Here is a 12,987-nt window from a genome sequence, read left to right on the forward strand (position 1 = left end):
TTTTTCAAACTATAAATAATAATTTAAATTCTGAAGCTACACTAAAATACGAATCTGAAGATTTATCAAAAATAACTTTAGGAAATAATATTCCAATCTTTAAACCTACTGGAGAATATTTAGAGTCAATAAAATCTTCAACTATACTAAACGAAGAAAATCTTTGTAAGAATTTTGGACTTGGATATAAGAGAATTCCTGTTAGAGATAACTTCATTCCAGCTCCCAATGAGGTTGATGACTTTGTAAATTTTGTGAATAATCTTGATGATGATGCTCATTTACTATTTCATTGTCATGCTGGAGAAGGGCGAACAACTATGTTTATGGCTATGTTTCAAATGCTAAAAAACAGCTCTAATTTATCATTATCAACAATACTTAATGATCAAATTTCTGTTGGAGGAATAGTTCTTACAGATAGTATGTCTAGAGGAACCTTTTTAGAGTATTTTTATAATTATACCTTAGAAAATAGCTCATCAAATTATAAAGAAAGTTATTCTAATTGGCTTAAGAATAAAAATGGTTTATATATTGAAGGGGCTCCATTATATGAAAATAATTAAATAATTAAAATGAGTTAAAGATATTATACTATTAAGTATTAATAATCTTTAACTCATTTTTTATAATTTTAACTTTTCATGTATCTCTACTTTATTCATATCTCCAGACATTACTTCTATATTATCTTTAAAGTATATAAATTTATCTTTAGATAATCCTTTAAATATTATAGGAATAATCGGTGACTTTAACTTTTTATTCATTTCTGCTAAAGGAAATTCTATTAATAAATCTCCTTCCTTTACAATATCTCCTTCTTGCACAAATGCCTTGAAGCCATCACCTCTTAAATTTATACTATCTATTCCTATATGAATAAATATATCAAAACCATCCGTGCCTCTTATTGTTATTGAATGAAAAGTTGGTGAAATTGTTAAAACAATTCCCTTTATTGGTGATATTAGAACATTATTTTTGGGGTTTATCGCAAATCCATCACCTATAAGTTTCATAGAAAATATCGCATCTGGTACTTCTTCTAATCTTAATAATTTCCCAGTAACCGGTATGGTAATAAAGCTTTCTGTTTTAATTCCCTTTTTTATTTTCTCTATCCTTTTAGGCTTTTTAACTACTATCTCCTTACCATCCATAATATCTTTCATTTGTCCTTTAAGTATATCTGACTTTGGTCCAAAGATAGCTTGAATATTATCTCCTATTATCATTAAATCTGCTGATCCTAATGATCTAAGCTTACTTCTGTTTACTAAACTTAAATTCTTTACTGTAACCCTGACTCTTGTTATGCAGGCATCTAAATATTTTATATTTTTAGCTCCTCCAAAAGCTTCTAGTACATTATAGGCTAAGTCACCATCTGAAATATCTATATCAATTTCATTTTCTTCCTTTTCTCTTCCTGGCGTTTTTAAGTCTAATTTTCTTATTATATATCTAAAACCTAAATAATATATAACTGAAAATATAAGACCTATTATTATTACCCACCACCATCTTGTTCTATTTGGTAATATACCAAACAAGATAAAATCTATAAGTCCTCCTGAAAATGTCAAACCTATTTTAACATTTAAAATTTGCATTATCATAAATGATAGTCCTGCAAATATACAATGAGTTGCAAATAATACTGGTGCTACAAATAAAAACATAAACTCTATAGGTTCTGTTATTCCTGTTAAAAAAGATGTAAGTGCACCTGAAAATAATATACCTGCTACTAATTTCTTTTTTTCATTACTAGCTTCATGATACATAGCTAATGCAGCTGCTGGAAGACCAAACATCATGAATGGAAATTTTCCTGTCATAAATGTTCCTGCAGTGAAATCAACTCCATCTTTTAACTGTGCAAAGAATATGGCTTGATCTCCTATAATTAATTGACCTGATGAATTAATATATTCACCAAATTGATACCAAAATGGATTATACCATATATGATGCAACCCAAATGGTATTAATGCTCTTTCTATAATACCAAAAATTAATGCTGAAATTGTTTGGTTTGTTCCTATCATACTCCTTGAAAATAATAATAGAAAATTTTGTATTGGAGGCCATATTATAGCCATTAAAATACCTAATATAAGGCCTGATATAGCAGCTACTATAGGTACAAATCTTTTTCCTGAAAAGAATCCTAAGAATTCTGGTAATTGTATATCATAAAACTTTTGATATATTAAAGCTGATGCCATTCCTATAATTACGCCTCCAAATACACCTGTTTGGAGAGTAGGAATACCTAAAACCATATCATACATTGGATTTGTCTCTATATTCATGGGACTTACACCTGCTGTTATTCCCATAGTAATATTCATTATCAAAAATGCTACAATGGAGGCCAATGCTGCAACCCCGTCCCCATTGCTCATCCCAATTGCTACTCCCACCGCAAATATAAGTGGCAGATTAGAAAATATAATATCTCCTGAAGAAGACATTATATTTGCTGCTAATTGAATTTTATCTATAGCCAATATAGGAATGTTGCTTATTACATCTGTATTTTGAAATAAAGTTCCAAATCCCATTAAAAGCCCTGCAGCTGGTAATAATGCTACTGGTAACATTAATGATTTTCCTATTCTTTGAAGAATACCAAATGATTTTTTTAAAAATACAGTATTCATTTTTCCTCCTAATTTTCCAATTTACATAAGATTTAATCAATAAAGAAGTGGATATATATATATTTGCTTATGAACTTACTTTGCTCCAAGTAAACGCAAATTTATATATATCCACTTGAAAACTTAAGAAAAAACTATAAAAAGTTATTTAAAAATATATTTTTTATAATTTTCTAAAGAATAAAACATATATTAAGATCATAAATAAGTGCTTTATTGGTTACTTCTTAATACAGAAATAACCCTATGAATATGCATAGTTAAATATACTATTTCATCTTCATTTACTTTATAATCATAATTATTTTCTATATATATTTTTATTCTTTCTGCACAGTCAAAAGCTTCTGGATAACTTCTTGATGCTATTTCTAAAAATTCACTAGTATCATTTTCGTTTTGATTATTAGTTATTACTCTCTTAGCAAAATATTTAAGATGTGTTAACAATCTATCATAATTTAAATCTTCTTCATTAAATTCTACTGAATAATAATATCTAATTATATTTAATATACCTTTAATTATATTTGTTGCTACCACTGATTCTTTAGCAGTTTCTTGGTAGCTTGCATTGACAATATGCAATGCTATAAATCCTGCTTCGTCTTCAGGTAAGTTTATTCTTAGTTTATTATTTATATAGCCTACTGCCCATAATGCTATTTTGTACTCTTCCTTGTGTATTCTTCTTATTTCTTCTAATAAATCATTCTTTATTTGTACTTTATTTTTATATCTTTTTATTGCAAATGCAATATGATCAGATAAGGAAATATATATTTGCTTATCTAATTTTCTATTTAACTCTTTATCTGCATAAGTTATAATTTCATGTGCTAGTTCAAAAATTCCGTCTGGTATTTGATTTATAAGCTTCTTAAGTTTATTACCCATTCGCTTATCATCAACTACGAATACCTTTTCAATTTTATCATCTTCTATCTCTTGCCCTATTTTTCTTTTAAAGGCAATTCCAGACCCCATTAATATGACCTCTTTTTTAGTTTTTGGATCTATTGAAACAACTACATTATTGTTTAATATCTTTTCTACAATCATATCATTCTCATTCTCCTTATTTTGGAAAATAAAATACCTAAATTAAGATATTAACCTATCTTAACTTAGGTATTGCCTGCTTTACAGTAACAATCCATATTCTTACTTATAATTATAATATCATTCTTAATATTCACTGTCAAGGTTATAGGAAGTCAGCAATATAATTTTGTTAATTTTTACTAATTTTTATTTTGCTTAACTGGCAATATAATTATAAATTCACTTCCCTTACCAATTTCACTTTTAACTATTATGTTTCCTTTATGAAGAGTAACCAATTGCTTTGTAAGAGTTAAGCCTAATCCACTTCCTCCATATTCTTCTGACGCTTCATTATATGCTTGGCCAAATCTATTAAAGATAGTTTCATGATACTTTTCCTCTATTCCTATCCCTGTATCTTTAACAGATATTTTCACCTTTTTATATAAATCTGTTATTTTAACTTCAATTTGTCCTCCCTTAGATGTAAACTTAACAGCATTACCTATTAAATTAACTATACATCTCTCAATTTCAATACTATCACACTCTATTATTTTTTCTTCCATATCTGGATCTATAATAAGTTTAATACCATTTTCTTCAATAAAATCTTTCATAGATAAAACTGTTTCTTCTACTAAATTAACAATATCATGCTCCTTTATGTGTAACTTATATGAACATGATTCTATTTTTGAAGTATCAATTATATTATTTATCAATTTTAATAATCTATCCGAATTTCTTCTTAAAGTCTTCATATAATAATCTATTTTGTTTTTTGGTATTGGCTCATTTTTTTCATTTAAGTTAGTGATTAACTGTTGTGTAGATATAATTACATTAAGTGGAGTTCTTAATTCGTGGGACAAATTAACAAAATAATTATTTTTGTATCTTTCATTTTTAATAAGTTTATCGTAAAGTTCCTTATTTTCCTTGAGTTTATTATTTAATTCACCAGTTCTTTGTTCTACTAAACTATCTAATATCTTTACTCTATTCCAAACTACATATATTATTAAAACTACTATAGTAATATATATTATGTATGCTACAGGGGTTTCCCATGGCTTCATCCCAACCTCAAAGGTTAAATTCGTTGGAATACTCCAATCTCCACTTGAGTTTCTTGCAACTACTTTAAAGGTATATGTACCTGCTTCTAGATTAGTATAACTTGCATAATTTCTATTTTCAGAAAAAACCCATGATTCGTCTAATCCATCTAATTTATATGCATATTGAATCTTATTAACATTTCTATAATCTGGCATAAAAAAATTGAATTGTATATGATTACTTTTATAATTTATAAATATATTAGATAAATCTAAGAATTCGTGTTCTCTACTATAAACACTCTCAAGTGTAACGCTTGGTACAAATTTTTTTTCCTTTAATTCATGCGGGAAAAAATATGTAAGTCCATTTGTTCCACCAAAAAACATTTCTCCCTTAGTGCTTTTAAAATATGAAAAGCCATTAAATTCATTTCCTTGCAATCCATCTGCTGCAGTATATTCTATAAATTTATCTCTTTTAGTATCATATTTAGACAATCCATAATTTGTACTTATCCAAAGATTATCTTCTTCATCAATTAAAATTCCATAAATAAAATTGTTTGATAAGCCTTCGCTTTCTGTATATCTATAAAATTTTTCAGTTTCTCTATCAAACTTATTTAATCCATAGTGAGTTCCTATCCATAGATTATTTTTACTATCTATTGCAATTGATTTAACTGAATCAAAGCTTATACTATTATCATCATATTTGTCATTCTTATAATTCTTTATTTGTCCTGTAATTTTGTTTAAACTACTTAATCCACCATCTAGTCCAGATGCTATCCAAATTATTCCTTCATCATCTTCTATTATATCTGAAATCATTCCATCGGATATTCCATTCCTAAGTAGAATATCCGAATATGATTTAAATTTTTCATTTCTATCAAAAGTACATAAGCCCTCTCTAGTTCCTATCCAGAGGATACCTTCCTTATCAATATATAATGTTCTTACGTCATTTGAAACTAAGCAGTTATTACTTCCATTATTTAAAAACCTTGTAGATTCTTTAGTGGATTTATTATATCTAATTAATCCAACTTCTGTTGCTATCCAAATTTCATCATTTATTCCTACTATATCTCTAATATTATTTTCCATTAGTGCATTTGGATTATTTATATATTCAAACTTTGATATTTCACCACTTTTTCTATTTATTATATTTACTCCACTGTGTACAGTTCCTACCCATAAAAGACCTTCGTTATCTTCATATATTCCTGCAATCATTTTTTCACTTAATGAGTTAGGATCAATTGGATCACTTCTATAATTTTTAAATGAATTTTGTGGATCAAATAAGCTTATTCCTTCATATGTTCCAACCCATATATATCCTGACTTATCTTCAAATAAACTTAATATATTATTGCTTATTATGCTTTGCGTATCATATATTTTAGATTCAAAATTTATAAACTTTTTATTAACCTCATCAAATCTACTTAATCCATTATTAGTAGCTATCCATAACATATTTCTACTATCTCTTAATATATATCTAACAAAACTTCCAGGCAATGATTCATTATCTTCAGTATTATTTTCAAATACCTCTATTTTATCAGTGTTAATGTTTAATTGGTTTAATCCTCCACTATATGTGCCAATCCATAAATTATTTGCATCATCTGAATATAGTTTAAATATAAAATTATCACTAATTGAATTTTCAGAATCATTTTTGTAATATTTAACTATTTCATTTGAATCTTCCGGAACCTTATTTAATCCATTTTCAGTACCAATCCATAAATTATTATTATCATCTTTTATTATAGAGTATATAAATTGGCTACTTAATGTATATCTCTCATCCTCTGAATTATATAAACGTTCAAAATTATCTATATCACTATGATATATGTTCAACCCATCTTCGGTAGCTATATATATGTCATTGTTAGAATCTATCATTATTTCTGTTATATTACCATTTGATAGATTACATCCATCTACTTCTGGTAAATACATTTTAATCTCTTTAGTTTCTGCGTTTATCTTATTCAATCCCCTAGATGTCCCAACCCAAATATTACCTTCTGCGTCTTCATTTATTGCCGAAATATAGTTACTACTTATACTATTAGGTTTATCTTCTTTATACCTAAATATCTCGAACTTATCTCCATTATATCTATTTAATCCATCTGTTGTTCCAATCCACATATACCCTTTACTGTCTTGAAATATGTATTCAATAGATGTTTGAGATAGACCATCTTCAATAGTTATTCTCTTAAAATTAATATTTTTATCTTCATTAATTAGAGCAGATACATTTAAACTTATATTAGTTAGTATAGTAACTATCACTAATATATTAAGTATTATTTTGTATAACCTTTTATTCATCCTCATCCCTCGTAAAAAAATATAAATTCCAACTTTTTAATAAATATATTATATCAGATTTATTGTTTATTTATATAATTTTATGCATTTTTAGGCAATTCTATATTTTTTATACAAAAATAAGAGAGTGTAAAATTACACTCTCTTATTTGGCAGGGGCAGTAGGAATCGAACCCACAACCAACGGTTTTGGAGACCGCTACTCTACCAATTGAGCTATACCCCTTCAACAAAATTTATTCTATCATGACAATTTAATACTTGTCAACAACATAATTAACAAAATTCGCTTTTTTTGTAAACAATACCACTTTAATTATTATGAAGAATTTTATTATAAATAATAAATTATAAGTTTCAGATAATTTTTATAAATTACTGCAAAAAATTAACTTATAAGTATTTAATAAATATTAAGATACTTATAAGTTAATTTTTATTTGGCAGGGGCAGTAGGAATCGAACCCACAACCAACGGTTTTGGAGACCGCTACTCTACCAATTGAGCTATACCCCTTTGCAACAATAACTATTATATCTTATGTATACATAAAAATCAACCATTATTGCTACTTTTATTTTTTATAGCATCTATTAACCTTATAACATTGTCTGTTAATACCTTACTATTAGTGCTACTAGTCTCTAATTCTATATAATAAAAATCAGTTTTCATTTTATTCTTTAAGTCATCTAAGTTTCCTAATTCTTTATCATGAACTAATATAAATTTAGTTCCATCATAATCATAAGAATTATTTTTTATCTTCTTTACTTGTACTCCTAAATCTCTAAATAAATAATCAAATTTATCAGTATCTGTAATTATAGAATAATCCTTATAGTTCTTTAATTCTTCTTTTGATTTAGATAAAAATCATCCAACTCTTTAACTAATTTATTATAATTTTCTTCGTAATAACTTCTATTTTTAATGTCTCTTTCTTGTAATGCTGTCTTTATATTATATAATGCAATTTTATATTCATTAAATCCTAATAAATAATACGGATTTTCTTTATTTTCAGATTTTAATTCTGTTGTAATTGGCCTTATTCCTCTACTCATATTTATAATTCCAACATTAGAGTTTTTTGAGTTATCTATTATATCATTTATCCAGTCCTCGTAGTTTAATCCATTATATATAAATAAATCCATATTTAAAACATTGCTTATCATATTATCATTAGTTTTAAATGATTCTATCTCTTTTTCATCACTAAATAAATATTCAACATTATGATTATTTCCAACTAATGCTTTAGTCATTTCATACTGTTCTTTATTAACCGTTAATATGTTTAAATATATATCCTTTTCCTCATCAAACTCGTCAGTTGGATTAGCCATCAAAGGATTATAAGAAAATGTTAAACCTATAAACAAAATAGAAGTAAAAATAACTAATGCATATGTTAACTTCTTCATAAAAACTTCCTCCACGGAATTTATATTTTTTCATACTTTCATAATATCTTATCATTTGTATTTAAAAATTACAATTATATTATCATATTAATTACAATTATATTTATTTACTATTTTACTACATAAATATATATATTTCCATATTATGTATAACATTTAAACTTTCTTTTTTTGATTCTTTTAGATAGAATAGATGTAAGAAATTTATTTTAGTTCACAGTTCACAGTTCACAGTGCACAATTCACAGTTTTCTATGATTGATAGTTGCTAATGGAGAATTTAAAGTTTAGGAAATAATTCAACTTTGCTGAATTAAGAAAATTATATAAACTTTAGAAACTACATAGTAGTTTCATCATAAATTGTTGATCGTTAATTGTTAATTAGTAACTGTGCACTGTACCTTGTGAACCGAAAAGAAAGGAGAGTATTTATGCAGTTTTATGTTAATAATTTAGAAGAAACTACTAAAATAGGTTATTATATTGGTAAACTTTTAAAACCTAGTGATATAGTTTGCCTAACTGGAGATTTAGGAACTGGAAAGACTCATATAACAAAAGGGATTGCTAAAGGACTAGATATTGATGAACATATAACAAGCCCCACATTTACTATAGTTAATGAGTATGATTCAGGTAGACTTAAACTTTACCATTTTGATGTTTATAGAGTTAGTGATCCTGATGAAATATATGCTATTGGATTTGATGATTATATATTTTCTAATGGAGTTTCTATTATAGAATGGGCAAATTACATAGAAGAAATTTTACCAAAAGAATATCTTCATATTTTAATAGAAAAAGACTTATCTAAAGGTGAAAACTTTAGAAAAATTTCTATTACTCCATATGGAGAAAGATATAATTATATAAAGGAGTTAAACTTATGATAGTTTTAAGTATTGATTCTGCTTCTAAAGTAGCAACAGCTGCATTATTAGATGAAAATAACTTGATAGCAGAATATACAATAAATAATAAAATGGAACATTCTACTTTGATAATGGATATGGTAGATAAATTACTAAGTGATTCTAACCTATCTATAGATGATATAGATGGATTTATAGTTTCAAAGGGCCCTGGTTCTTTTACAGGTCTAAGAATTGGAATGGCTACGGTTAAAGGCCTAAGCTTTGGAGCAAATAAACCTTATGTTAGTATTTCAAGTTTAGATGCACTTGCATATTCTCTTGTAAGTTTTGATGGAATAATTTGCCCTGTTATGGATGCTTTAAGAGATAGTGTTTATACTTGTCTATATAAAGGTAACAATGGTAAATTAGAAAAATTAATTGATTATTCTGCTCTTGAATTGGATGATTTAATCAAAATTCTAAAAGATAAAAATGAAAAAGTCATGTTTACTGGTGATGGCTTAATTAAGCATAAAGATTACTTATCAACAAATCTTAATAATTCCTTTTTTGCTCCTAATCATTTAAGCATAATAAGAGCATCTTCATTAGGAGACTTAGGAATTAAATTACTTTTGGACAATAAATGTGATGAGTTAAATTCTTCTCCCTTTTATTTAAAAAAACCTCAAGCACAAAGAGAATTAGAGAAAAGGTTAGCGCTAGAAAATGAGAATAAGCTGTAGTTTAATGACAGCTAATGATATTAATGATGTATTGAATATAAGCAATTTATGCTTTTCTACCCCTTGGAGTAGAGATTCTATTTATAGTGAACTAAATAATCCCTTAGCTAAATATATAGTTGCTAAAGATTTAGAATCAAACTCCGTAATTGGATTTATTGGTGCTTGGATAGTGATGGGTGAAGCGGATATAACTAATATAGCCGTACATCCTAATTATAGAAATCTGACAATAGGGAGTAAACTATTATCTTCATTAATATCACTATGTGAAAATCTAGATTGTTCATTAATAAACTTAGAAGTTAGATCTTCAAATATTCCAGCTCAAAACCTATATAAGAAGTTTTTATTTATAGAAAATGGTCTTAGAAAAGGTTACTATACAGATAATAAAGAAGATGCAGTTTTGATGACTTACTTTTATAATAAAAAACAGGCATAAACTAATAGTTTATACCTGTTTTTTTATTAATTAGCTTCTTCAAATAATACTTCACTAACCTCTTCTTTAATCTTCATATGTTTTGCTAATATAAAGACTGTTATTGTGGTGGATAATATATCACTAACAGGTTGAGCAATCCATACTCCATCTAGTCCTAAGTTAAAAACTCTTGGAAGAATTATTATAAAGGGAGCTAGCAATATCACTTGTCTAAGTAAACTTAAAAACATTGCAGTTTTAGCTTCTCCTATAGATTGTATATAATTAGATCCTGTTATTGATATTCCTACTATTGGTAACATAAGTAAGTATATCCTCATTCCTTTAATTGATATATCCATAAATTTAGGATCTTTATTGAATATACCTATTATAGCTTCTGGAAATAATTGGACTATAATAAATGCAATTACTAATATTATTGTTGCTACCTTAGCTGAAAGCTTAAAGGCTTCTTGAGCTCTCTTTTCTTGCTTGGCACCATAATTAAAACCAATTATAGGTTGAGCTCCTTGATTTATTCCAAAAATAGGCATTAAACACATTAAGCTTACAGATGATATAGTTGCCATGGCCCCTATAGCTAAATCTGTTCCATATGTTTTTAAAACATTATTTGATATAATTTGAACAAAACTAGCTGCTATTTGCATTGCAAAAGGAGCTGCTCCAATTGATAATATCTTCATTGTTATTTTCTTATCTAATTTCAAACTTGACTTATAAAATCTTAAGTTAGATTTTCCCCTAATGTAATACAGTGTACCTATTATTGCTGTTACTAATTGAGATATAACTGTAGCTATCGCAGCACCTTGTATTCCCATATTAAATATGAATATTAATACTGCATCTAAAATTATGTTAGTTACACATCCAATTATCATAATCATTGCTGCTAATTTGGGATTTCCGTCCCCTCTTATAGTATTATTCAAAGCAAATGCTACCATATTAAATATAGTTCCTAATAAAATTATGTTTATATATGCTTTTGCATAATATAAAGTTTCAGCACTAGCTCCAAACCTTATTAAAATTATATCTCCAAACGCTAATCCTAGAATTGTTAATATAATAGAAATAATTATCGCTAATGTTATAGCATTTCCAATTACTTTAGATGCTTCTTCTTTTTTCCCTTGTCCAAGTTTTATTGAAATTGTTGTTGTAGCACCAACACCAACAAGCATTGCAAACCCTAATATAATAGTTGTAATCGGCATCGTTACTCCCACTCCAGCAATAGCTAACGATCCTATTCCTTTTATATTACCTATGAAAATTCTATCAACTACATTGTATAATGCATTTACAATCATGCCCACTATAGCTGGTACAGAATATTTTAACAATAACTTTCCTATCTTCTCTTTAGCCAATAATTCTTGCGTACTCATTCCTTCACCTCTTGCATTCTTCTATATGTACTTTTTTTAGCAAACTCAACATAATATTTTTTTCTTCTATGGTAAGATTTTGGGTAATATTATTTTCCCACTTTATAGCAACCTCATATATCTCTTTTTTCTTATCTAATGCCTTTTGTGTTAAATAAACCCTATAGGCTCTCTTATCTTCCTTATCTTTATTTCTCACTATAAAGTATTCAGATTCTAACTTCTTTATAGCTCTTGCTGTAGTTCCTTTATCTATATTTAAAATTTCAGATAGATCCTCTTGTCTTATTCCATCACTATTATATAATTCCATTAAAAAAAGAAATTGCCCATATCCTATTCCAAGATAAGCTAATTCCTTTAAAAAGAAAGTTCCACATTTTCTTTGTATGTTAGAAATATATCTTGCTATATTTTCACATTTTAAATCTTCCATCTTATCTCCCTGTCAATTTAAATAGTTGAATTTATTACTGAATTAAATTATATCATTTTTAGTTGCATTTGCAACTATTTTTATATAAGAATACTTTCTAAATAGATTTAGTAAATATATATTATCTGTAATACATATACTATACATCATAATTAAATGCTAACATTACGAAAGGATTAGACATGAATAAACTAATTAAACTTCAAGTAAATATATTAAGTCTTTTTATTTTATCTATGCTTATTTTTCATTGTTATGTAAAACTTGATAGAAGAAAATTATCAAATAAAATATTTTTAGATACTTCATGTGTTATTTTTTTAATAATTTCTATAGAAATTATTACTGTTTTAATAAATGGAAGTAGCCATATTAATATATATATAAATAAATTATTCAGTACACTATTTAATTTCTCCAATTCCGGAATAGGATATGGGCAATTTCTTTTTTTAATGGAATTATATAATAGTGATGGAATAAGACAAGAGGATCTATCTGAAA

10 protein-coding genes, 2 tRNA genes and 1 pseudogene are annotated in these 12,987 nt (G+C 26.6%); 5 read left to right on the forward strand and 8 right to left on the reverse strand.

The window, feature by feature from the left end; all coding sequences use genetic code 11:
- Nucleotides 1-569: phosphatase domain-containing putative toxin (locus A500_RS12840; protein ID WP_016208013.1), on the forward strand; the 569-nt coding region annotated here is incomplete at its 5' end.
- A gap of 60 nt (nucleotides 570-629) precedes the next feature.
- Here A500_RS12840 and ptsG read toward each other — a convergent pair.
- The 6 genes from ptsG to A500_RS12870 all read right to left on the reverse strand — a co-directional run bounded on the left by ptsG (nucleotide 630) and on the right by A500_RS12870 (nucleotide 8,590).
- The gene (gene ptsG / locus A500_RS12845; protein ID WP_016208014.1) at nucleotides 630-2,675 is read right to left on the reverse strand and encodes a glucose-specific PTS transporter subunit IIBC; all 2,046 of its coding nucleotides are present in this window, start codon (nucleotides 2,673-2,675) and stop codon (nucleotides 630-632) included.
- Between the two features lie 213 nt (nucleotides 2,676-2,888).
- Nucleotides 2,889-3,737, reverse strand: coding sequence for a BglG family transcription antiterminator LicT (gene licT, locus A500_RS12850; protein ID WP_016208015.1), 849 nt, complete (start codon nucleotides 3,735-3,737; stop codon nucleotides 2,889-2,891).
- A 182-nt stretch (nucleotides 3,738-3,919) separates the two neighbouring features.
- Nucleotides 3,920-7,159, reverse strand: a complete 3,240-nt coding sequence (locus A500_RS12855; RefSeq protein ID WP_016208016.1) for a ligand-binding sensor domain-containing protein — start codon at nucleotides 7,157-7,159, stop codon at nucleotides 3,920-3,922.
- 150 nt (nucleotides 7,160-7,309) lie between these two features.
- Nucleotides 7,310-7,385 (reverse strand) — tRNA-Trp (locus A500_RS12860).
- A gap of 215 nt (nucleotides 7,386-7,600) precedes the next feature.
- Nucleotides 7,601-7,676: transfer RNA gene (locus tag A500_RS12865), tRNA-Trp, on the reverse strand.
- 332 nt (nucleotides 7,677-8,008) lie between these two features.
- A complete protein-coding gene (locus A500_RS12870; RefSeq protein ID WP_016208017.1) occupies nucleotides 8,009-8,590 on the reverse strand; it encodes a metal ABC transporter substrate-binding protein in 582 nt (193 codons plus the stop codon).
- A gap of 434 nt (nucleotides 8,591-9,024) precedes the next feature.
- Here A500_RS12870 and tsaE point away from each other — a divergent pair, with 434 nt between their 5' ends.
- Genes tsaE through rimI form a run of 3 tightly spaced genes read left to right on the forward strand, consistent with a single transcriptional unit; the run spans nucleotide 9,025 to nucleotide 10,644 of the window.
- On the forward strand, nucleotides 9,025-9,486 hold the full coding sequence (tsaE, locus tag A500_RS12875; protein WP_016208018.1) for a tRNA (adenosine(37)-N6)-threonylcarbamoyltransferase complex ATPase subunit type 1 TsaE: 462 nt from the start codon (nucleotides 9,025-9,027) through the stop codon (nucleotides 9,484-9,486).
- Nucleotides 9,483-10,199, forward strand: coding sequence for a tRNA (adenosine(37)-N6)-threonylcarbamoyltransferase complex dimerization subunit type 1 TsaB (tsaB, locus tag A500_RS12880; protein ID WP_016208019.1), 717 nt, complete (start codon nucleotides 9,483-9,485; stop codon nucleotides 10,197-10,199). The genes tsaE and tsaB overlap by 4 nt, the downstream gene beginning before the upstream one ends.
- Nucleotides 10,183-10,644 (forward strand): ribosomal protein S18-alanine N-acetyltransferase, encoded by a 462-nt coding sequence (gene rimI, locus A500_RS12885; protein ID WP_016208020.1) that lies wholly within the window; start codon nucleotides 10,183-10,185, stop codon nucleotides 10,642-10,644. The genes tsaB and rimI overlap by 17 nt, the downstream gene beginning before the upstream one ends.
- Nucleotides 10,645-10,670: 26 nt before the next feature.
- Here the strand turns inward: rimI and A500_RS12890 are convergent, their stop codons facing one another.
- Complete coding sequence (locus A500_RS12890) at nucleotides 10,671-12,047, reverse strand: MATE family efflux transporter (protein WP_016208021.1); 1,377 nt, start codon at nucleotides 12,045-12,047, stop codon at nucleotides 10,671-10,673.
- Nucleotides 12,048-12,051: 4 nt separating this feature from the next.
- Nucleotides 12,052-12,483 carry a MarR family winged helix-turn-helix transcriptional regulator gene (locus tag A500_RS12895; protein ID WP_016208022.1) on the reverse strand — a complete coding sequence of 144 codons (432 nt, stop codon included), beginning with the start codon at nucleotides 12,481-12,483 and terminating at the stop codon, nucleotides 12,052-12,054.
- A gap of 182 nt (nucleotides 12,484-12,665) precedes the next feature.
- Between A500_RS12895 and A500_RS21375 the strand changes: the two are divergent.
- Nucleotides 12,666-12,987, forward strand: a pseudogene (locus A500_RS21375) (hypothetical protein); the annotation flags it as partial.

Origin of the sequence: Clostridium sartagoforme AAU1 (genome assembly GCF_000401215.1) — a bacterium.
GTDB lineage: Bacteria > Bacillota > Clostridia > Clostridiales > Clostridiaceae > Clostridium > Clostridium sartagoforme.

Excerpts from the sequence above, each read along its gene's own strand:
- A500_RS12870 (WP_016208017.1), bottom strand. The coding sequence starts at position 8,590 with ATGAAGAAGTTAACATATGCATTAGTTATTTTTACTTCTATTTTGTTT.
- licT (WP_016208015.1), bottom strand. The coding sequence starts at position 3,737 with ATGATTGTAGAAAAGATATTAAACAATAATGTAGTTGTTTCAATAGAT.
- rimI (WP_016208020.1), top strand. The coding sequence starts at position 10,183 with ATGAGAATAAGCTGTAGTTTAATGACAGCTAATGATATTAATGATGTA.
- tsaE (WP_016208018.1), top strand. The coding sequence starts at position 9,025 with ATGCAGTTTTATGTTAATAATTTAGAAGAAACTACTAAAATAGGTTAT.
- A500_RS12895 (WP_016208022.1), bottom strand. The coding sequence starts at position 12,483 with ATGGAAGATTTAAAATGTGAAAATATAGCAAGATATATTTCTAACATA.
- A500_RS12890 (WP_016208021.1), bottom strand. The coding sequence starts at position 12,047 with ATGAGTACGCAAGAATTATTGGCTAAAGAGAAGATAGGAAAGTTATTG.
- tsaB (WP_016208019.1), top strand. The coding sequence starts at position 9,483 with ATGATAGTTTTAAGTATTGATTCTGCTTCTAAAGTAGCAACAGCTGCA.
- A500_RS12855 (WP_016208016.1), bottom strand. The coding sequence starts at position 7,159 with ATGAATAAAAGGTTATACAAAATAATACTTAATATATTAGTGATAGTT.
- ptsG (WP_016208014.1), bottom strand. The coding sequence starts at position 2,675 with ATGAATACTGTATTTTTAAAAAAATCATTTGGTATTCTTCAAAGAATA.